This is a genomic window from Bifidobacterium pongonis (assembly GCF_019331805.1).
Classification (GTDB): Bacteria; Actinomycetota; Actinomycetes; order Actinomycetales; family Bifidobacteriaceae; genus Bifidobacterium; species Bifidobacterium pongonis.
Genome location: NZ_JAHBBE010000006.1, coordinates 25,935 through 47,307, shown reverse-complemented (window position 1 = coordinate 47,307; position 21,373 = coordinate 25,935). Strand labels below are relative to the sequence as shown.

Genomic DNA, 21,373 nt, shown 5'->3' with positions numbered 1-21,373 from the left:
TGTGGCTGCGAAAGCGGCTGTGGATGCGGGCGCGGCGGTCGAACCGGGCTCGTCCTGATCGGTAAACATCGAATCGAACACGTCGATCACGGAACAGGAACCGCCTGCACGATACGGTCGACCACCTGATCGGCCGTCACGCCATCAGCCAGCGCCTCGAACGTCAACACCAGACGGTGACGCAGCACGTCGGCGACCACGGACTTCACATCCTCCGGAATCACATAGGCGCGGCCGTTAAGCAGCGCGTTCGCCTGACCGATGCGCACCAGCGCAATCGACGCACGCGGCGACGCACCCAAACGCACCAGCGTGCCCAAACCCTGCACCGGTTGGGAACCGGCACCACGCGACGTCGCGGCGATATCGACCGCATACTGCATGATCGCGTCGGACACGTACACGCGCTTCGCAGCCGCACGCAGGAACTCCACGTCACGAATGGACAGACGATCGCCCTGCAACTGCAACGGGTCAAGCATGTCGGAACCACGGCGGGTGAGCAGCGCCAGCATACGCTTCTCCTCGTCGGCGGTCGGATAGCTCATGATCGCCTTCATCATGAAACGATCCATCTGAGCTTCCGGCAGTGCGAACGTGCCCTCCTCCTCGATGGGGTTCTGCGTGGCGATCACCATGAACGGCTGCGGCAAGGCGATGCGCTCGCCGCCGATGGTGCTGGCGCCTTCCGCCATGGCCTCAAGCATGGCCGACTGGGTTTTGGCGTTGGAACGGTTGATTTCGTCCAACAGCACGAAATTGGCGTGGATCGGGCCGACCTGCGTGGTGAACTTCTGCGTGGCGAAGTTGAAGACCTGCGTGCCGACGATGTCGGACGGCATGAGATCGGGCGTGCACTGGATGCGCTTGAACGTGCCGGACACCGAGGTGGCGAGGGTTTGCGCCGCGGTGGTTTTCGCCAGGCCGGGCACGGATTCGATGAGGATGTGACCGCCGGCCACCAGCGTAAGAATAAGGGATTCGCGCAGATGCTCCTGGCCGATCAGGGTTTGCGAGAAGCGGGTGCGGATGCGATCCGCCAGAGCCTTCGCCCGTGCGACGTCGTCTGCGGCCAATGTGTTTGCTGCGGCAGACGCGGGCCTCGAAGCGGGTTGCGGAACGGGCCTCGAAGCGGGCTGGGAGGGCATCTGTGGATTCGGAGGGAAAATAGCCATGCGCCCCATGGTAGCCAAGCGCGGTGACGCTAGGGGCGGCGAGGCGGTGGCGATTGCATGGGGATGTTGTGAGGATGATGTGACGGTGTGGTGGGTGACGGCGGGTGACGGTGTGCGGTGGGTGATGGCGGGCACGTGCCTTGCCATCACCGTTCAGCCGACGGAACAACCGCCGACCGATCCCAGTCAGTCACGCAGTCTGCCACGCAGCCCGCCCCGCAACCGTCACGGCAGCTGCCAGTCGATCGGCTCGGCGCCCATGTGCAGCAACGCCTCATTCGCACGCGAGAACGGCTTCGATCCGAAGAAACCGCGCGAAGCGGACAGCGGCGAAGGGTGCGGGGATTTGATGATGAACGCGTTCGTCAGCAACGGTTCCAGGCTCTGCGCATTGCGCCCCCACAGAATCGCGACCAGCGGCTTGGGGTTCCCGTTGCCATCCGTGCGGGCGTTCAACGCGCGGATCGCGGCCTCGGTCACTTCCTCCCAGCCCTTGCCCTGATGGCTGTTCGGCCTACCCACGCCCACGGTCAGGCATCTGTTCAGCAGCAGCACGCCACGGTCGGTCCACGGCGTCAAGTCGCCGTTGCTCGGCATCGGCACGTGCAGGTCGTCGGTCAGTTCCTTATAAATATTGACCAAGCTGCGCGGCAGCGGGGTCACGTCGGGCGCCACGCAGAAGCTCAGGCCCACCGGGTGGCCGGGAGTGGGGTAGGGGTCCTGGCCCACGATCAGTACGCGGATCGAATCGAACGGAATGGTGAACGCGCGCAGAATATTGCGGCTCGCCGGCAGCCAGGGCCGCCCGGCCCGGGTCTCCTCACGCAGGAACTGCCCCATGCGGTGCACCTGCGGTTCCACGTCGGCCAGGGCGTTGGCCCATCCGGCTTCCACTAATTCGCTCAACGGTTTGATTTCGGTCATAGTGTTCACTGTACCTGCAGGGTGTCTGTGTGGCGTTTGATACGCGGTTCGGTGGGATTCGGCGGGCGGTTGTGGCTTTTGTTTTGCGGTTTGTTTTGCGGTTTGTTTTGCGGTCTCTTGGGAAATGCCGGATTTCGTGCACATACGGTGCACGGTGCCGGGCGGTATGGATGCGTGGGTGGCGGTGCCGTTACACTCGGTTCTAGTTGTGAATGGAAGGAAAGACGGCTATGACGAATACCGGTGGAAACGGCGTTGAATCCTACGCGGCGGACGAGTTCGACAACCCGCCGAAGGGTCCCGCCGGAGTGCATCGCGGCAGGCGTTCGGCCGTAGCCCGGTACACGCCGTTCGTAATCGTCGTGGTGGTCGCCGCGCTGTGCGGTTTCCTCGCGTGGGGCGTGCTTTCCGGCGAATTCGGCAAGGTGCAGTGGCCGTGGTCGCCCGCCAGCTCCACCTCCCAGACCTCCAATAAGACGTCGACCACCACCGCCAAGAAGAAGGCAGCGGAGAAGAAAGCCGCCGAAAAGAAGGCGGCGGAAGAGAAGAAGGCCGCCGAGGAGAAAGCTGCGGAAGAGAAGGCGGCCGAGGAGAAGGCCGCTCAGGAGAAGCAGCAGCAGGAACAGGAACAGCAGGCCGCTCAAGTGAACCGATCCCTGTCCGTGCGTGTGGTCAACGGCACCGGCATCAGCGGATACGCCGCCACCAAGCAGGGCGTACTGAACCAGGCCGGCTACGCGAATGTGGCCGCCGCGAACCCGAACGGCACATTGCCCGCGTCGACGGTCGTCTGGTATCAGAACGATTCCGATCAAGCCACCGCCCAAGATGTGGCGAACACGCTGGGCATCTCCAATGTGCAGCAGACCACCGGTCTTGGCGCGGCGATCGTAGTCGTATTGCTGAACTGAGATTCGGGCGGCGCCGTCGCCGAATTACTACGCTTGCATCTCCCTCGGCGTAGCCAAACGGCGGAATCATCGCCGGATTGCTACGCCCAGCACCTCCGCAGCGTAGCCATGTGGCGGCAACTGCCACGAACAACCATGCCCAACCTCCGTCTCGCCTAGAGCGCAATCGCGGTTTCGTGTTGGCACTCTCGCCCCTTGAGTGCTAATCTCACAGTTAGCACTCAAGGTGCGAGAGTGATAACAGGCAGCTGACGGCCGGCATCATGAATCGTGCCATGCAGTGGAAAACTGGAATATTTAGCCATTTGGAGGACAAACACACCATGGCAAAGATCATTGCGTATGACGAGGAAGCTCGTCAGGGAATGCTGCAGGGCCTCGACAAGCTCGCCAACACCGTCAAGGTGACGCTGGGCCCGAAGGGCCGTAACGTCGTGCTCGACAAGACCTACGGCGCTCCGACCATCACCAACGATGGTGTTTCCATCGCCAAGGAAATCGACCTGGATGATCCGTACGAGCGCATCGGCGCCGAACTGGTCAAGGAAGTCGCCAAGAAGACCGACGACGTCGCAGGCGACGGCACCACCACCGCAACCGTTCTGGCCCAGTCCCTCGTGCACGAAGGCCTGAAGAACGTGGTCGCCGGCTCCAACCCGATCGCTCTGCGTCGCGGCATCGAGAAGGCCACCGAAGTCATCGTCAAGGAACTGGTCGCCGCCGCCAAGGACGTCGAGACCAAGGATCAGATCGCTGCCACCGCTACGATCTCCGCCGCCGATCCGGAAGTCGGTGAGAAGATCGCCGAAGCTCTGGACAAGGTTGGCCAGGATGGCGTCGTGACCGTCGAAGACAACAACCGCTTCGGCCTGGATCTGGACTTCACCGAAGGCATGCGTTTCGACAAGGGCTACATCGCTCCGTACTTCGTCACCAACGCCGAAGATCAGACCGCCGTGCTCGAAGATCCGTACATCCTGCTGACCTCCAGCAAGCTGTCCTCCCAGCAGGACGTCGTCCACATCGCCGAAATGGTGATGAAGACCGGCAAGCCGCTGCTGATCATCGCTGAAGACGTCGACGGCGAAGCCCTGCCGACCCTGATCCTGAACAACATCCGTGGCACCTTCAAGTCCTGCGCCGTCAAGGCTCCGGGCTTCGGCGACCGCCGCAAGGCCATGCTGCAGGATATGGCCATCCTGACCGGCGCTCAGGTTGTGTCCGAAGAGCTGGGCCTGAAGCTCGACTCCGTCGACATGTCCGTGCTCGGTTCCGCCAAGAAGGTCATCGTCTCCAAGGACGAGACCACCATCGTGTCCGGCGCCGGCTCCTCCGAGGATGTCGCCGCCCGCGTGGCCCAGATCCGCGCCGAAATCGAGAACACCGATTCCGATTATGACCGCGAGAAGCTGCAGGAACGCCTGGCCAAGCTGGCCGGTGGCGTTGCCGTGATCAAGGTTGGCGCTGCCACCGAGGTCGAGGCCAAGGAACGCAAGCACCGCATCGAGGATGCCGTGCGTAACGCCAAGGCTGCCATCGAAGAAGGCCTGCTGCCCGGTGGTGGTGTGGCTCTGGTTCAGGCTGCCGCCAAGGCCGAGAAGGATGAGGCTGTGACCTCCCTGACCGGCGAAGAGGCAACCGGTGCCGCCATCGTGTTCCGCGCCATCGAAGCTCCGATCAAGCAGATCGCCGAGAACTCCGGTGTGTCCGGTGACGTCGTGTTCAGCAAGGTTCGCGAGCTGCCCGACGGCCAGGGCTTCAACGCCGCTACCGACGAGTACGAAGACCTGCTGGCCGCTGGCGTGACCGACCCGGTCAAGGTGACTCGTTCCGCTCTGCAGAACGCCGCCTCCATCGCCGGCCTGTTCCTCACCACCGAAGCCGTTGTGGCCAACAAGCCGGAACCGCCGGCAGCTGCTCCGGCTCAGGGCGCTGACATGGGCTACTGATCCAAGCGCTGACTTGGTTCGCGCGTGAATGCGCGTGAGTGCGCTGGCCGTGAGCGGCTTGTGATGCCGGTTCCAGCCGTGCGTGACTCATAATTCGATCAAGGTCTCTCCTGTGTTGCACAGGAGAGACCTTTTTCGCTGTGAGGGGGCTTTTCGGCTGGGGAGAGGTTGCTGAAATCAGGATTGCCGTGGGCATAAACCCCGCGGAATCACTGCGCGAACAGGCGCGAGGCCGCGGTCTCCGCCTCGGCGTACACCGTCGAAGCCTGGGTCAGCGCGCGCTGGATCGCTTCAAGCGAAAGCTCCATCTGCTGCTGTGCGCTCCGCCATTGCGCCGCGACCGCTCCGAACTGCGTCGCCGCCGATCCGCGCCACACGCCCTGCAACGTATTGAGGTTCGCATACATGCCCGCGACCGCCTGCCGAATCTGACTCACCGAACTTTGCACCGCCGCGCTCGACGACTGGATCTGTTCGGAATCCACTTGATACTGAGGCATCATTGTCTCCTTTGCTAGTGCCTTGCCGTTCCCTACCGTGCAAGGTCTGCCAATTACCGCCGGCCCGGTAGCCAAGCCGCCAGCCGCCCGCCCATAAAACGGAGCCAGCTGTTTGGCGGTAGCCAAACGGGTCGGTAAGGTGGAGTGTATGACATTCGAAGCGTTGAACGGCGAAAAAACGGGTGCTGTGGTCGGAACCCCCCGTACCCCCCGTACCGGTGTGTCGCAAGCGGTGAAATGGCTTGTTTGCTTGGTTTTGGCGATGATGTGCGCGTTGTGGATAACTCCGTGCGCGTTCGCCGAAGGCGAGGGAACCCTTACGGAGAACATCACCGATCCGCAGAATCTGCTCGGTTCGAACGCTTCCTCGGTTTCCGACAAAATCAAGGAGACGAAGGAGCAGACCGGCGCCACGGTCCGCCTGCTCTATGTGGAGAGTTTCGGCACCGAGGTGAAGCCCGTGGAGTGGGCGAGCGGCGTGCTCGAATCGTTGAGCCCGAAGCCGAACACGGTGCTGCTGGCCGTGGCGTCCGGCGACGGCAAGCTGGTGGTGGTCGCATCCTCGAATTCCGACGAATGGCTGCGCAACAAGAAAAGCGTGGAGGCGTTGAGCGAAGCCGCCACCGACAAACTGGCGAAAAGCGGCGCCCAGGATTGGTCCGGCGCGGCCATAGCCATGATGGACGAAATCATTCTGCTGAAAAAGACATCGACGTCTTCCTCACTGACCATCGTCGGCATCATCGGCCTTGTCTGTGCGGTGCTGCTGCTGATTGTGGGCGCGGTGCTGATCGTGCTGCGCAACCGCAAGAAGCGCAGGGAAGCCAAGCTGGATGAGGAGAGGGCGGCTGCCGGCAAGCGCACCCGCGCGAACCGTAGGCGTCACGCCGGGGAGCCCGCCAGCAGGCCTGCGGGGAAGGATCGTAAGCGCGGCGAGAAGCGCAAGGGCGGTGCCGCGCACGGCAATCGTCACGGGCGCAAGGTCCGAAGAGACAAGAAGGCGGTTGAGCAGGCGGTTGAGAACACGGCTGAGAATACGGTTGAGAATACGGCTGAAACCTTGACCGGAACGATTGCCGAAACCGGTGGTTTGGCCGACGAAGCGCGGAACGACGCCGCTGCCGGTGCTGCCGCTGGTGCCGCGGGTGCTGCGGGTGCTGCGGGTGCTGCTGAGACGGTTGCCGGAGCTGCGGAGTTCGCGGGGGATACCGTCGAAACCGCCACGGAGCTTGCTGCGGAAACCGCCGCGAAGGCCGATACCGAAACGGTGGTCGACGATCCGAGTCGGTTCATGCCCGAAGGCGAACAGTCCGCCGATTCCGCCGAGCCGTCCGATTCCGTTGACCCCGTTGACTCCGTTGACTCCAACGATTCCGCTGATTCCGTCGAAACCGCGGAAGGCGAGTCGCCGGATTCCAACGCGGCGCAGGGTGAGGAACAGATCGCGTTCCCCGCAGCGGCTGAGGAGCTTGCGGAACCGTCCGAAACGCAGCCTGAGATGACGTTCCCGGAGGCCGATCAGGAGCCTGCGAATGCGGTTGTTGAGGAACCGGAACCTAGACCGGCGGCCACGCCTGAACCCGAGTCTGAGCCGGAAACCACACCTGAACCTGAACCGGAATCTGAACCCGAAGCCAAGCACAAGCGATCCAAGTTCGGCTTGTTCAAGAAGAAGTCGGGCATACGCGGCGAAGGCGACGGCGACACCGCCGCGAAGGGTCGCAAGAAGCGCAAGCGCCGGGGCGATGAGGATGAGGACGACGAGTCCGTGGACGCACAGTCTGCGCAGTCTGCGGAGACTGACGAATCCGAACCGCGGTTCCATGCGGGCGATTCGTTCATGCCGGGTGACGGTTCCGTCGACCAGTCCGTTTCCGACGACATCGAGGCGATGTTCGCGAAGCCGTTCATCCCCGGCACCCGTCGTTTCGACGGCAGCAACGGCAATAACGGCAGCGACGGCAGCGACGGCGATTCCCGGAACGATTCGCAGAGCGCCTGATTCGCCGTGCCATCGCATTGACCCGCGCCTTGCATCGCAGCGAAACGCAAAATCAGACAAGATCAGCCCATTCCTGTCCGATTCCGGTATGAGGCTGCCCCCGGTTTTACCGAAATCAGACAAAATTTGCCTGCTTTTGTCTGATTTCGGTAAAGGAATCTCCGGAACCTGCGTCCGCTTTTCCACCGCTCCCGCCCCCTCATACCGAAATCAGACAAAATCAGCCCATTTTTGTCCGATTCCGGTATGAGACAGCCCCATCCCTCTCATCCCCCTCATACCGGAATCAGACAGAATCGGCCTGTTTTTGTCCGATTCCGGTATGAGGCGTGCGGGGCTTTCCCATCCCTTTTACCGAAATCAGACAAAATTGGGGCATTTTTGTCCGATTCCGGTAAAGGGATCCCCGGAACCTGCGTCCGCTTTTCCACCGCTCCCGCCCCCTCATACCGAAATCAGACAGAATCGGCCCATTTTTGTCCGATTCCGGTAAAGGGGTCCCCGGAACCTGCGTCCGCTTCTCCATCGCTCCCGCCCCCTCATACCGGAATCAGACAAAATTGGGGCATTTTTGTCCGATTCCGGTATGAGGTCCAGCCTCGGGCTCACCCGGCAGTAACGCGCACCGCGCACGCAGTCACCCTGCACGCCCGCACCGCGCACGCCCGCACCCGCGTCACCGCACCTTCACTTCGCGCCGCAGCCCTTGCGATTTCCGCGCGAACACCAAGCCGCCCGCACCCAGGGCAATCCCCGCGAGCACGAACAGCGCCGCGCCGAACGCCCCGCTCAACGGCAACTGGGTCAATCGTTTGACGTTCATCACGGTGTTCTTGTCGCAGTTCACCAGCGCGAAGGGGTCGCCCTGAACATTCGACCGCAAGCGAACCGCGCCGTCTTCGCCGAGTTCGATGCGGAACGTCGCCTTGATGTCGAGATACCCGCCGTCACCGACCCGCGTTTCGGTGCATTCGTAGGTTCCGGCCTTCAGTCCGGTGAAGGTGACCTTGCCGTTCGCCTTGGCAGTCGCCTCTTGCTCCTCACCGTTCCCGGTGAGCTTGAACACCGCTCCCGGAATGCCCTCGCCCAGCGCGTTGACCTTCCAGAAGCTGATATCCAGCAGCTTGGTCACCACGTCCTGGAACTCTTCGGTTTCGGTGTCGTCGTTCTTCAGCAGCCTGTTGACCACCTTGTTCCGGCCGTCGGCGTCCTCGTTCACCGTGGCCTGGTAGTCGACCTCAACGGTCTTGCCTTTGATCTCGTCCAGCTTTTCGGGGCGTGCGGAAATGGTGAACCGGGCGGAATCGTTGCCATCGGTACCATGCTTCAGTGCGCTCAGATCGGCGGTGAAATAATCCTCGAACGTGACATCGTTACCGCCCACTTTGGCGTCGAAACTGTCGGGTTTGAGCGTCAGACCCTTGCCGGGCTGGACGGTGAAATCGAAGAAATCGGGTTTCGGATTGGCGATGGCGCCCTTCATCGTGTAATCGATGTCGTCGCCGACCGCCGCGCTTTTCTGCTTGGCCTCCACGGTGTTCACAACGTTCTTGGTGTTTTTGAGGCACACCGTCGCTTCGGTGAGCGGGTCGACCAGTTCGCCGTTCTTGACGGTGCCGGTTCCGACGATCATCGAGATGGCTCGGGTGGCTCCGGGGGTGGATTCGCTGATATCGCGGATGAAATACAGACCAGCTTGGATTTGCCGACGCTCAATGAAGGTTTGTTTGTCCGACTGTTTGTCCGACCGGCCTGACGCCGGCTGCATCACGAAAAAAGACGGCGTCATCCGGTCGGCGACCTTGTCCAGCTCGTTGGCGAGCTTGCGGGAGGTGCCGTTCTCCCAAGGGCGGTCCGTGGATTGGTCGAGCACGCCGTCGGCCAGAACCTGGGTCATATTGTCGACGCCGTACTGGTTGTACTTGTCGCCGAGGGCCTTGCCGAACGCCTCGGCCAGGGGCTTCCTGTTCTTCGGCGTGCTGCGGATGCGGTATTTCAGTTTTCCGGTTTCGTTGTTCATCATGTAATCGCCGATTTTGTACACCCTGAACGAGCGGCCATGGCCCTGCCTGACGTGGTCGAGCTGGAATGCGAGCCGGGTGATTTTCTTGACCATAAGCTCGGTCGCCTGCGCTTCCGGAGTACCCATCACGAGCCCGGTAAGCGGGACGATGAGCAGGGCGATAAGAATGCCGACGAGCTTGGGGCTACGGAACGACGCTCTCAGCTGCGGAAGCCGACCGCCGGGTTGCGGGAGCCGCTTGCCGTGCTGCGAGGTCGCGTGCCGCGAGGTCGCCTGCCGTGAGGGTGCCTGATGGCTGGGGATAATGATCCGTCGCAAGATAAGGTGACTCCTTTCGAACCGGTCGTCCTGCGGGAACGGTGATGGGTGATGTATTGGAAACGGGGAATGCGCTGAAAGACAAGGGCGGCATCGCGCCGAAGTCAAAGTCGAGCGCAGCGCCCCAAAAGTATGGGCAAGTCCCCACACCGGGGAATGCGCGGTACCGCATCCGGTATGGGGACTTGCCGAGTGACGCATGGCGGCGTCAGTCCGTCAGTCCGTCATCGTGTTCTTGACGGAACGGGACTTGAGCACCAGCACGAGGCCCGCGGCGCCCAGCAGCAGCGCGATCGCGGTGAACAGGGCGGTTCCCGCGGCACCGGTCAACGGCAGCGAGACGACGCTTTTCACGTTCAGCACGGTGCGCTTGTTCTCGTTCACCAGGTTGAACGGATCCATGCCATCGGTCGTGAACGTGGTGCCGTCTTCCGCAACGTGGACCACGAAGGAGGGCTTGATGTCCAAGTACTGCTTGCTGGCGACCTTGGTTTCGGTGACCTTGTAGGTGCCGGCCGCCAAGCCGGAGAACGACACCACGCCGTCCTTGACGGAGGTGACGGTGGTGTTCGGGCCTTCCTGCGTGGGCAGGTGGCCGGTGTAGCCGCCTTCCACGGAGATCTCGAACTCCGCACCTTCGATGCCACGTCCATCGGCGTCGACCTTCCTGAATTCGAAGCCGAGCAGACGGGTGGTCACCTCGTAGAACGGATCGTTGGTGTCGCCGTCGTTCTTGAGCACGCGGTTGACGACCTTGCTCTTGCCCTTGGCGTACTGGTTCACCAGAGCCTTGTAGGAGACGACGACGTTCTTGCCGGCGAGCTCGTCCAGCTTGTCCGGGTTGGCGGTGACGGTGAAGGTCGCCTTGTCGTTGCCGAGGTTGCCGTTCTTCAGCGAGCTGAAGTTCGCGGTGAAGTAGTCGGCGAAGTCGACCTTCTTGTCGTCGACGGTGGCGGTGAGGCTGTCGGTTTTGACGGTCAGGCCGCGCCCGGGCTGGTCGGTGAACATGAAGGATTCCGGCTTCGGGTTGCTGACCTTGCCGATCAGGTGGTAGTCGAGCACGTCGCCTAGGGAGGCGGTCTTCTGGTCGACGGTCTTGGTGTGGGGGAGGTTCTTGGTGTTCTTGAAGTTCACCGTCGGGCCTGCTTCAGGTTCGGTCAGCACACCGTTGGAGATCTTGCCGGAGGCTGCGATCATCGCAAGGGACTGGGTGACGGCTGCGGTGGCTTCGGTGTTGTCCACGATCAGGTAGATGCCGGCCGGCAGTTCGATTGTGCCGGTGGCGCTGGTGCCCGAAAGCTGCATGTCGGGGGCTTCCGCCGCGGTCATCTGCGCTGCCTGGCCCTTCAACGCGTTGGCGAGCTTACGGGTGGTGCCGACCGCCCACGGGCGGTCCGTGGTCTGGTCGAGCCTGCCGTCCACCAGCGCGTTCGCAAGGTTGTCGACGCCGTCCTTGCCGTATTCGGAGCCGAGCGTTTCGCCCAGCGCGGCGTCCACGGCCTGCTTGTTCGCGGGTGTGGAACGCACGCCGTACCTGGCGCCGTCGCCCTTGCCATACTTGATGTAGTCGCCGATCTTGTAGACCGAGAGCTTGCGGTTGCGCAGCTGGCTCGGGTCGTCGGCGGTGAACGTGAACGTGGCCTTGTCGGTCACGACGGTTTCGTCCGCCTGGGCGCTTGCGGCACCCAGGGCCAGGCTTCCCATCAACGCCGCTGCGGCGGAGAAGCCGGCGAACAGTTTCTTCGTCTTCAAAGGAATCTCTCTTCCTGTTGGTCGGTTGGTTGGTTATTGTTCCGCCGGGCGTTGGTATGAGCGGTTCCGGTACGCCCGGCAAATCTTGTGTTGTTCGGCGCGGTGCGTGTACGCGCCGGAATATGCGGTGCCGCGTCACGCGGCGTTGCATCTACGTGATGCCACCTATGCGTTGCGCAGCGTGCAGCCGTGCTGCGTGCGGCGCCTACGCATGACGTGCACGCGACGCGCGCATACGCGATCTGTAGATGAGGCAGACCGTGGTCATGGCCACCGTTGTGATCGCCAGCGCGGTCATGCCGATGAGGTGCATTTTGGTGTAGGCGTTGCCGCCGGTCAGCGGCAGTGCGGCCACCGCGAAGTAGTGGTTGTCGAATCTGACGCCTTGGGTGTCGGGCGTCGCGGTCCACTTCCCCTGTTCCTTGTCGTATGCGACCGTCACGGTCACCTTGTGGGTCGTGTCGTCGTAGATCCAGCCGTGCGGTGCGCGATCCGCCCCGTCCTCGCTGATGGCGAAGGTGTACGTCTCGCGCTCGGTGATGCTGTTCGGGGTGGGAAGCTTGATGTCATCGCAGAACGATTCAGTCACTGGATTGTTCTCGGAGACGTTCCTGAGGGTCAGCTTGCTTGACCGCTTGCCGCCGGGCCAATACACCTTGTCGGCGTTGGGGCCGATGGCGGTCATCGTGTAGCTGAAGTCGTGCGGGGTGTGCTTGCCGCGCACCGCGCTGGTGACGGGAATGGCGCTTTTCGGCAACACGGCCATGGGCTGGTTCGTTGCGGTCACTGTGGCTTCCTGATGCGTTGTTGACGCGGGGAAGGTCACGGTGTCGCCGTCCTCTTCGGACTGCGTACCCAGCTGGTGGCGGTAGATGGTGTCCCAATCGTGGCTTGCCTGCGCTGCGCGGACCTGGTAGCTGCGCTGTTCGCCCGCCGCAACGACCACGCTGGTTTTCCATTCGCCTTGTTCGTCTTCGGTCATCGTCACCGGTATGACCGTGTCGCCGTGCACGATTTCCAGTTTCAGGTATTCCGGGCGGACGAGACCGTCTTTCCACTTCTGCACGATGGTCAGCGTGGACGCCGCCACCTGCACGACGGGTCGGCTGTCAAACGTTGCGCGTTCGTTGGCGCTGTACCCGCGGTAATCCATGTAGGCCTGGTCGCTGCAGCGGAAGCCGGGCTTGCCTGCGGAGGTGGTGTTGCCGGGCATGTCGGAATCATCGCTGCCGACGGTGCCGTCGTACAGGTCGCGGCCGGTCATCCTCTTGCGGGCGTTCGCCGCATACGTGTCGTACCCGTGCTGCGTCGGTTCGATGTTGAAGGAGATCGTGTAGGTCTGCAGTGCCTTGAGGTTGTAGTCGCCCGCGAATTTCGCGCGTACCGTGCCGTGGCCGTTCGGGTTGAACCACAGGTCGTAGTCGCGCCCTTGCACGGGTGCTTCGGCGGAATCGCCGCTGTAGCTGAGCGTCACGCCCGACGTCACTTTGTAGTAGCCGTCGGATTCCACGTTCTTGTCGTAGGTGATGCCGGTCGGGCGCACATATTCGGAAAGCTCGTCAACGATTGTTGCACCCTTGTATATGGGTCGGGAGAGTTCCGAACAGATCTCCGAGAAGATCTGCGGCAGCTGGGAGCTGTCCGAAACGGCGCGATAGTAGCCGCCGTGCCTGTTGCCGCCGGCGCCCAGGGCTTCGGGAATCAGGGTAACCTTCCAGACGCGCTTGCCGTCAACGGTTTCCCATGATCCCTCGAAAGGTTCCATAGCCATAGGGTAATTGCTGGATAGCGACTGCATGAACATGTTTGTATTGTCGTCGCCGTCTTCGCTGGCGCCGGGGAACAAGCCGATGGTATAGATGGGGAACCGGTAGTCCTTGATCCGTCGTGCGATTTCGCTGGCCCTGTTCGCGTGATGCACATTGAAATCAACGCCATTTGCGTTTGCATCCACTGGGTTGCCGTTGGAAACGAAAATCAGGCCGCGGACTGCATGACGGCGACTATCGAGCGCCGTCAGACGAGTGAAATCTATGCCTGCATGGGATTGTCGGGGGCCGTCGTTCGGGCGAGATTCGTCTGCCCGAACCGTATCGACAAGCCGCTTCAGTTGGCCGACTTTGTCGGTTAGTTTGCTGATGAGCTGCGTGTGATTGGTGGTAAGGCCGCCTTCCTTGTAGGTGGTATTGCCTATGGCTTTGGTGTAGTTGCCAGAGTATTTGACCAGCGCAGCACGATGTCGTTGATCATAGTCGACCTGCTTGTTGTATCGATCCATGCGTTCAAGGGCGAGCTTGGCCGCCTTCTTCACATAGTCGAGTTTGCCGTTCTCCGCCATGCCGCTGGATACGTCGAGCACCATGGTGAGATCCATCACCTGCTTGCCGTATGCGGGTGCCATGACGTCGAGGTTCAACGTGGAGGTGCCGTCGGCGTTGCTGCGGATGCGGTGATGCCGCGCGAGTTCCAGCGAGAGGGAGGCGTCGGTTCGCCGGTAATCCTTCGTCTCCTTGGAAGACTCGGATGCCGCGGCGGCGGCCGCGCCCAAGCTCCCCGCCGAAAGGAAGACCATTACAGCGAGACATGCGGCCAAATGTCGTTTGGCAAAGATTGTTCGAGTCGCGGAAAGACGTTCGCGCATGTCGTTCATGCTTTTCCTTCCTGCTTGTCATGAAATCGCGTTTGCGTCGAAGCCCTTTAATGTAGGGGTAGTGGCATAACGGGGCAATCCCCCGAAAATAGGGTGGATGGGTTGTGGGGCGCGTGAGCCGTGCCGTTAAGGCAGCGAAACGCAAAATCAGACAAAATCGCCCCATTTCTGTCCGATTCCGGTACGAAACAACCCCCGGTTTCCCGGAATCGGACAAAATCGCCCCATTTCTGTCTGATTTCGGTATGAGGTGTATAGGGCTTTCCCGTTCTCCTCATCCGAAATCAGACAAAATTTGCCTGCTTTTGTCTGATTCCGGTAAAGGAATCCCCAGAACCTGCGCCCGCTTCTCCACCACTCCCCGTCATCAACTCTCCCCATTACCGAAATCAGACAGAATCGCCCCATTTTTGTCTGATTCCGGTAAAGGAATCCCCAGAACTTGCGTCCGCTTCTCCACCGCTCCCGCCCCCCCCTCATACCGAAATCAGACAAAATCGGCCTGTTTTTGTCCGATTCCGGTATGAGGTCCGGCCTCGGGCTCACCCGGCAGTAACGCGTACCGCACGGCAACGCAACCCACCCCATACCGGAATCGGACAGAATTGGCCTGTTTTTGTCTGATTCCGGTATGAGATAGCCTCATCCCTCTCATCTTCCTCATCCCTCTCATCCGGAATCGGACAAAATTTGCCTGTTTTTGTCTGATTTCGGTATGAGATAGCTTCTGGTTTTTCCGAAGGATGCATGAAAATTCAGATGACATTCAGGAAACCTACAGGGTTGCGGGTCATGCTGGAGGCTATGAGCAAGCCTACTGAAGCATCGATTGTTGTTGTTGACGACGAGCCGTCCATCCGCGAACTGCTGGTGGCATCCTTGCATTTCGCGAACTTCGAAGTCTCTACCGCAGCCTCCGGTTCGGAAGCCATCGAAGTTATCGAAAAGGTCCAGCCCGATCTCATCGTGCTCGACGTCATGCTCCCTGATATCGACGGATTCACCGTGACCCGCCGTATCCGCCAGGAAGGCATCAACGCCCCGGTCCTGTTCCTCACCGCCCGCGACGATACGCAGGACAAGGTGATGGGCCTGACGGTCGGCGGCGACGATTACGTCACCAAGCCTTTCAGCCTCGAAGAGGTCGTAGCCCGCATCCGCGCCATTCTGCGCCGCACGCGCGAACAGACCGAAGAGGATCCGATCATTCGCGTAGGCGATCTTGAAATCAACGAGGATTCGCACGACGTCACCCGTGCCGGTCAGACCATCGACCTGAGCCCCACGGAATACAAGCTGCTGCGCTACCTGATGGATAATTCCGGCCGCGTGCTGAGCAAGGCGCAGATCCTCGATCACGTGTGGCAGTACGACTGGGGCGGCGACGCGGCGATCGTGGAAAGCTACATTTCGTACCTGCGTAAGAAGGTCGACGGAATCGAGGTGACTGACGAGAACGGCGAAAAGCATAAGGTCGCCCCGCTGATCGAAACGAAGCGTGGCATCGGCTACATGATTCGAGAGCCACGCTCATGACAGCACCTCAGCAGGAACCGAACATGCCGGGCGTGCCGAACGCTCCGGACTCTCCAAGCGAGACGGTGACTTCGGATACTTCCATTGGCGGTGGTGCCCTGACCGGTACCGCCGCCAATGCGGCATCTGAGGCCCATGCGCAGGGTGCTCGGCCTCAAGATGCCCAGTCTGCGCAGCCCGTCACGCAGCCCGTCACGCAACCCGGCAAACCCGGCAAGCCCACCGACAAAGCCGCAAAAGCCGCAGCCAAGGCCGCCGCAAAAGCCGCAAAGGCCGCAAAAGCCGCGAACAAAGCCAAGGCGAAAGCCGAAGCCGCCGCGCGCACCGCAGCGAAAACCGCAGCGTTCAAAGCCAAGCATCAAACCATCAGCAAGATCTTCTTCAACCGGTTCGACCGGTTCTCGCTGAGCACCAAACTCGTCGCCTGCACGCTCGTCGTGCTCATCGTCGGCACGGTCGGCATCTCCACTGCGATCCGCCAACTCGTCAGCAGTTACCTGCTGCAGAAAACCGACAACCAGCTCATCTCGCAGCGCTCGCTGATCCTGAGCAACACCACCATGCTGCGCGGGGCGAACAACCAGTCCGGCGGCATGGGCAACAACTACTTCCTGCAAGTGCGCTACGTCGAAAACGGCGAATTCACCGGCAAAGTGTGCACTCCGCTGGTGCCGTCCATCGCCGGAATGACCGGCGCGTCAATCGTTTCCATGCCGAAACTGCCGACCAACGACCAGCTGACCGACGACATGTACGGCAAGCCGTTCACCACGAACGCCGTACTGCGCGCGGTCGCGAACAATTCCGTGGACGGCGGCACGGGAACCGACCCGAACGGTGACCTGGAAGGCGGAAGCGACGGCACGGATGCCACAACGAACGGGAAGCATGTTGCGGTAGGCAGCGGCGTGCTGCAAGCCGCACGGGCGCCGTGGCGCGTGGCCGCATTCAAATGGGTCGAGCCGGACAGCAAAGGCAACGAAACCGTGAAAGGCGTGGTGTTCATCGGCCTGTCACTGTCCGACCAGATCGACATCATCAACACGCTGACCCAATACTGCATTACCGTGGGCATCGCCATCGTGCTGCTCGGCGGGTCGCTTTCCGCACTCATCATCCGCCGCACGCTGCGCCCGCTGAAACGCATCGAGAAAACCGCCGCCCAGATCGCGGCCGGCGATCTGAGCCAACGTGTGCCGCCCGCGCCCGAAAACACGGAAGTCGGTTCGCTTTCCTCGTCGCTGAACATCATGCTTGCACGCATCGAACGCAGCTTCCACGAGCAGGAACAGACCACCGAGAAGATGAAACGTTTCGTCTCCGACGCCAGCCACGAACTGCGCACGCCGCTCGCCGCAATCCACGGCTATGCGGAGCTGTACACCATGCAGCGTGACATGCCGGGCGCGTTGGAACGCGCGGACGAATCGATCGCGCACATCGAACGTTCCAGCCAGCGCATGACCGTGCTGGTGGAGGATCTGCTGTCGCTCGCCCGACTGGACGAGGGGCGTGGCATCGACATGACGCAGGAGGTGTCGCTCACATCGCTCGTAACCGACGCGACCGACGATCTGCACGCGCTCGACCCGGAACGCGAAGTGATACGCGGCACGGTCACGCTCAAACCGGCGGATGGGGAACACCCGTGCACGCTGGAGGTTGTGGAAGGCCAAATGCAGCCGATCACGCTGATCGGCGACGCTTCAAGGCTGCGCCAGGTGGTGACGAACATCGTGGGCAACGTGCATCGTTATACGCCGGCTGATTCGCCGGTGCGCGTGTCGATGGGCACCATGCTCGCCTCGATCAACCAGCGCGACTTGGCCACGCTGCCTTCGAACGACGACTCGCTGCGGCAGTTCCTGGACGCGGCGGAAGTGGGGCAGAGCATGTCCACCGGAACCGCGTATGCGGTGCTGCGCTTCGAAGACCACGGGCCGGGCGTGCCCACGGAGACACGCTCGCAGCTGTTCGAACGGTTCTTCACCGCGGACCCTTCGCGTGCGAGGGCCAAGGGCGGAACCGGCCTGGGGCTTGCCATCGCGCAGTCCGTGGTGCGGGCGCATCAGGGCTTCATCTGCGCCACCGATACGCCTGGAGGCGGCCTGACCTTCACCATCGTGCTGCCGTTGACGCATCTGGTAGACCCGGTGGCAGCTGGTGCGGCTGGTGCGGCGGCTGGCGTGGCTGGTGCGGCCGGTGCGGCGGCTGGCGCGGCTGGTGCCGGTGCTGCCGGTGCCGGTGCCGATGCCGGTGCGGGCGGCACCAGCGGGGCGTCTCATACCGAAATCGGACAAAAATAGGCCAATTTTGTCTGATTCCGGTATTACCCGGGCTGTCTCATCCCGGAACCCTCATACCGGAATCGGACAGAATCAGGCTAAATTTGTCTGATTTCGGTATGAGGGGATGAGGGATGTGGGGACCTTCGTACCGGAATCGGACAAAAATGGGGCGATTTTGTCTGATTTCGGTTGAGGGGGAGGGGAGGCTTCGTATGTCTCGTACCGGAATCGGACAAATATGGGCCAAATTTGTCTGATTTCGGTATTACCCGGGCTGTCTCATCCCGGAATCCTCGTACCGGAATCGGACAAAAACAGGCTAATTTTGTCTGATTTCGGTATTACCCGGGTTATCTCACCCCGGAATCCTCGTACCGGAATCGGACAGAAATGGGCCGATTTTGTCTGATTTCGGTATGAGGGGATGAGGGATGTGGGGTTGCTTCATACCGGAATCGGACAGAAATGGGGCGATTTTGTCTGATTTCGGTATGAGGGGTATGAGTGGGAGGGGAGGCTTCATATGCTTCACACGCAACTTCTGCTTCTCTCTTCGCGCCAGGCTCGCACCAAGCCCACTCCAGCTTGCTCCGCCAGACTCCCTCACTAACCGTGCACCTGCGCCTCTGGCGGGCATACGGAGCTTGCGCTAAAATAAGTCGGTTAATGTTTTTTAGGATTAGGAAAGCGAGAGTGCGCAATGCCCACCGGTCGAGTTCGTTGGTTTGATGCCGCTAAGGGATACGGCTTCATCGCCAGTGAGAAAGGCGAGGACGTGTTCCTCCCTGCGGCCGCTTTGCCCGCTGGAACCACCACGTTGCGTAAGAACGCCAAGGTGGAGTATGCCGTGGTTGCTGGCCGTAGGGGGCCGCAAGCCATGGATGTGAAACTTATCGCAGCCGGTCCGTCTCTGGTTAAGGCCACCCGCCCGAAGCCCGATGACATGGCCGCCATCTGCGAGGACCTTATTAAGATGTTGGATTCCGCAGGCAATACGCTGCGTCGTCACCACTACCCCTCTCCTTCCGAGAGTCGGAAGCTGGCGACGTTGCTGCGTGCGGTGGCCGACAATTTCGACGTACAGGACTGATTTATGACCGGAACCGATGAAGTTCTTGATCCGCAGACGCCGTCCGAGCAGCCGGATCCGCGTGATATCGCCCGTGCCGTGGCTATGGATGCGGCCGACGCCCCCGAGCAGGTGGGTGAGGTGGTCGACGCCATCGAGCTTGGCGACAATGTGACGGATTTCCGTCTTGCCGCGGCTGTGCGCGGATATGAGGGCTGGCAGTGGTCGGTGACGTTGTATCACGACACCGAGGTGGGTACGTGGACGGTGAATGAGTCGTCGCTGGTGCCTACTGATGATGCGTTGATGCCGCCCGCGTGGATTCCGTGGAAGGATCGTCTGGAGCCGACCGATCTGGCTCCGACCGATTCCATTGGTACTGATCCGGATGATCCCAGACTTGAGGATGGGTTCCGTAGGACCGAGCCCGTGCAGGCTTCCGGTGATGCGGAGGCGGGTTCCGCCGATGCTGCCGTGTCAACGAACGTTGACAAGCCGGAACAGGCCGGGGAATCGGCGGATGGCGATGCGGAGGCGAACGCCGAGAACGCCGAGAGTGCCGAGAACGTCGAGAACACCGAGAACGCAACAAATGTTGACGTGCCTGCGGGCACCGACGAGTCAACGAATGTTGACAAGGCCACTGAGGAAGCCGCAACTGCCGAGGCCAGCAGTGAGGCCAGCAATGAGGCCGATGCAACAGCCGAAACCGACGAAATCGTCGAGGAATTCGCGCTGTCCCGCCGCCATGTGCTGTCCCCGCAGGGGCGTGCCCAGGTGGCGAAGCGTTGGTATGAGGGGCCGCGTGGTCCGAAGGCGCTGTCCACCAAGACCGCGGACGGTAACCTGTGCTCCACTTGTGGTTTCTTCGTGCCGCTGAAGGGCGAGCTGAATCTCATGTTCGGCGTGTGCGCGAACAAGTGGAGCCCGGATGATGGCCGTGTGGTGTCGGTCGATCACGGTTGCGGCGAGCATTCCGAGATCGAACCGCCGGAGCCGAGCCATCTGTGGGTGCAGTCGAAGCCCGCGTACGACGATTTCCATATCGACGTGATCGCCCAGAAGCCGCGCGACGAGCGTGGCGTGGTCGAGGCCATCGAACAGCTTGACGATGACGAGCAGAACGATGAGGCCACCGAAGAGGACATTCTGGCCAACACCGAGCCGGATGATGGCGACGATGAGGCGAACGAGACCCAGCCTTCCGGCGTGGACGCCACTGCCGAGCTTGAAGCGGTGGTTGACATTGCCGCTGCCGGTGATGACGAAGCCGATGACGAGTCTGATGACAGCCTCGTTGACGGTGCTGATGACAGCACTGATGAGGCAGTTGATGACAGGGCCGATGGCACTGTTGACGACAACAGTGTTGACGAGCCTGTTGACGGTGAGACTGAGGGCGAGCCTGTAGATAGTGCGTCTGAGGGCGAAACCGATGCCGTGGCTGTTGACAGCACTGATGAGGTGTCTGTTGACGAAACGGTTGAGGTGTCTGTTGACGAGAACGCTGATGGGTCTGTTGACGAGTCGGCTGAGGTGACCGTTGACGAATCCGTTGACGAGCCTGTTGGCGAAGCCGCCGAACCGGAAGCCGATCTAGAGCCGGAGCCGGAGGCGAGCCTAGACCCGGTGCCGAGCGCCGAGCAGCTGGAACTCATCGAGGAAGCCACTGAGACGATTGTGGAAGTAGCCGTTGAGGAACCCGCCGAGGAAGCCGCTGAAGAGCCTGCCGAGGAGCCTGCCGACGAACCCGCCGAGGAGTCGGAGCCTGAACCGTCCGCTGATCCCGAGCCTGATCAGGAGGGCTCTGCCGAGGTGTGATGTTCGCTATTGCGTAACGCCGTAGCTGCGTAACGCTAGAGAGACGCGCAAACCGCGCTGGTGACAACATATGCGTTGTTGCCAGCGCGGTTTTGTCTGTTTCCGGTATTACCCGGGCTGTCTCACCCCGGAACTCTCATACCGGAATCGGACAAAAACGGGCCGGATTTGTCTGGTTTCGGTTGAGGGGGATGGGGAGGCTTCGTATGTCTCGTACCGGAATCGGACAGAAATGGGTTTATTTTGTCTGTTTCCGGTATTACCCGGGCTGTCTCATCCCGGAATCCTCGTACCGGAATCGGACAAAAACGGGCCGGATTTGTCTGATTTCGGTTGAGGGGGATGGGGAGGCTTCGTATGTCTCGTACCGGAATCGGACAGAAATGGGTTTATTTTGTCTGTTTCCGGTATTACCCGGGCTGTCTCATCCCGGAATCCTCGTACCGGAATCGGAC

The 21,373-nt window shown here is 61.4% G+C and carries 12 protein-coding genes and 1 pseudogene; 7 read left to right on the top strand and 6 right to left on the bottom strand.

What is annotated here, in order from left to right:
• Nucleotides 1–86 precede the first annotated feature (86 nt).
• Nucleotides 87–1,175 carry an AAA family ATPase gene (locus tag KIH75_RS02785; RefSeq protein WP_219055295.1) on the bottom strand — a complete coding sequence of 363 codons (1,089 nt, stop codon included), beginning with the start codon at nucleotides 1,173–1,175 and terminating at the stop codon, nucleotides 87–89.
• A gap of 225 nt (nucleotides 1,176–1,400) precedes the next feature.
• A complete protein-coding gene (locus KIH75_RS02780; RefSeq protein WP_219055294.1) occupies nucleotides 1,401–2,099 on the bottom strand; it encodes a uracil-DNA glycosylase in 699 nt (232 codons plus the stop codon).
• Between the two features lie 230 nt (nucleotides 2,100–2,329).
• On the opposite strand from KIH75_RS02780, the gene KIH75_RS02775 reads away from it, so the two are divergent.
• On the top strand, nucleotides 2,330–3,010 hold the full coding sequence (locus tag KIH75_RS02775; protein ID WP_219055293.1) for a LytR C-terminal domain-containing protein: 681 nt from the start codon (nucleotides 2,330–2,332) through the stop codon (nucleotides 3,008–3,010).
• Nucleotides 3,011–3,333: 323 nt separating this feature from the next.
• Entirely contained in the window at nucleotides 3,334–4,959 is a 1,626-nt protein-coding gene (groL, locus tag KIH75_RS02770; RefSeq protein ID WP_219055292.1) for a chaperonin GroEL, read from the top strand.
• 209 nt (nucleotides 4,960–5,168) lie between these two features.
• Here groL and KIH75_RS02765 read toward each other — a convergent pair whose 3' ends face one another.
• Nucleotides 5,169–5,459 carry a WXG100 family type VII secretion target gene (locus KIH75_RS02765; RefSeq protein ID WP_219055291.1) on the bottom strand — a complete coding sequence of 97 codons (291 nt, stop codon included), beginning with the start codon at nucleotides 5,457–5,459 and terminating at the stop codon, nucleotides 5,169–5,171.
• 250 nt (nucleotides 5,460–5,709) lie between these two features.
• Between KIH75_RS02765 and KIH75_RS02760 the strand changes: the two genes are divergently transcribed.
• Nucleotides 5,710–7,461 (top strand): TPM domain-containing protein, encoded by a 1,752-nt coding sequence (locus KIH75_RS02760; protein WP_219055290.1) that lies wholly within the window; start codon nucleotides 5,710–5,712, stop codon nucleotides 7,459–7,461.
• Nucleotides 7,462–8,137: 676 nt separating this feature from the next.
• Here KIH75_RS02760 and KIH75_RS02755 read toward each other — a convergent pair.
• The 3 genes from KIH75_RS02755 to KIH75_RS02745 form a co-directional block, all read right to left on the bottom strand.
• Complete coding sequence (locus tag KIH75_RS02755; RefSeq protein WP_219055289.1) at nucleotides 8,138–9,802, bottom strand: SpaA isopeptide-forming pilin-related protein; 1,665 nt, start codon at nucleotides 9,800–9,802, stop codon at nucleotides 8,138–8,140.
• A 216-nt stretch (nucleotides 9,803–10,018) separates the two neighbouring features.
• Entirely contained in the window at nucleotides 10,019–11,554 is a 1,536-nt protein-coding gene (locus KIH75_RS02750; RefSeq protein WP_219055288.1) for a SpaA isopeptide-forming pilin-related protein, read from the bottom strand.
• Between the two features lie 205 nt (nucleotides 11,555–11,759).
• Nucleotides 11,760–14,126, bottom strand: a complete 2,367-nt coding sequence (locus KIH75_RS02745; RefSeq protein ID WP_219055287.1) for a DUF7604 domain-containing protein — start codon at nucleotides 14,124–14,126, stop codon at nucleotides 11,760–11,762.
• Nucleotides 14,127–15,008: 882 nt separating this feature from the next.
• Between KIH75_RS02745 and KIH75_RS02740 the strand changes: the two genes are divergently transcribed.
• The 4 genes and pseudogenes from KIH75_RS02740 to KIH75_RS10055 all read left to right on the top strand — a co-directional run.
• Nucleotides 15,009–15,740: a response regulator transcription factor gene (locus tag KIH75_RS02740; protein ID WP_219055286.1), complete on the top strand. Its 732-nt coding sequence runs from the start codon at nucleotides 15,009–15,011 to the stop codon at nucleotides 15,738–15,740.
• Nucleotides 15,737–18,046, top strand: a complete 2,310-nt coding sequence (locus KIH75_RS02735; protein ID WP_236027983.1) for a sensor histidine kinase — start codon at nucleotides 15,737–15,739, stop codon at nucleotides 18,044–18,046. Before KIH75_RS02740 ends, KIH75_RS02735 begins: the two co-directional genes overlap by 4 nt.
• 682 nt (nucleotides 18,047–18,728) lie before the next feature.
• Nucleotides 18,729–19,118: a cold-shock protein gene (locus tag KIH75_RS02730; protein WP_033522540.1), complete on the top strand. Its 390-nt coding sequence runs from the start codon at nucleotides 18,729–18,731 to the stop codon at nucleotides 19,116–19,118.
• Between the two features lie 3 nt (nucleotides 19,119–19,121).
• Nucleotides 19,122–20,159, top strand: a pseudogene (locus KIH75_RS10055) (DUF3027 domain-containing protein); the annotation flags it as partial.
• Between the last annotated feature and the right edge of the window lie 1,214 nt (nucleotides 20,160–21,373).

What these genes read in the sequence shown, in the direction of transcription:
- KIH75_RS02740 (WP_219055286.1), top strand. Translation starts at nt 15,009, where the DNA reads ATGAGCAAGCCTACTGAAGCATCGATTGTTGTTGTTGACGACGAGCCG.
- KIH75_RS02730 (WP_033522540.1), top strand. Translation starts at nt 18,729, where the DNA reads ATGCCCACCGGTCGAGTTCGTTGGTTTGATGCCGCTAAGGGATACGGC.
- KIH75_RS02735 (WP_236027983.1), top strand. Translation starts at nt 15,737, where the DNA reads ATGACAGCACCTCAGCAGGAACCGAACATGCCGGGCGTGCCGAACGCT.
- KIH75_RS02765 (WP_219055291.1), bottom strand. Translation starts at nt 5,459, where the DNA reads ATGCCTCAGTATCAAGTGGATTCCGAACAGATCCAGTCGTCGAGCGCG.
- KIH75_RS02785 (WP_219055295.1), bottom strand. Translation starts at nt 1,175, where the DNA reads ATGGCTATTTTCCCTCCGAATCCACAGATGCCCTCCCAGCCCGCTTCG.
- KIH75_RS02775 (WP_219055293.1), top strand. Translation starts at nt 2,330, where the DNA reads ATGACGAATACCGGTGGAAACGGCGTTGAATCCTACGCGGCGGACGAG.
- groL (WP_219055292.1), top strand. Translation starts at nt 3,334, where the DNA reads ATGGCAAAGATCATTGCGTATGACGAGGAAGCTCGTCAGGGAATGCTG.
- KIH75_RS02780 (WP_219055294.1), bottom strand. Translation starts at nt 2,099, where the DNA reads ATGACCGAAATCAAACCGTTGAGCGAATTAGTGGAAGCCGGATGGGCC.
- KIH75_RS02745 (WP_219055287.1), bottom strand. Translation starts at nt 14,126, where the DNA reads ATGGTCTTCCTTTCGGCGGGGAGCTTGGGCGCGGCCGCCGCCGCGGCA.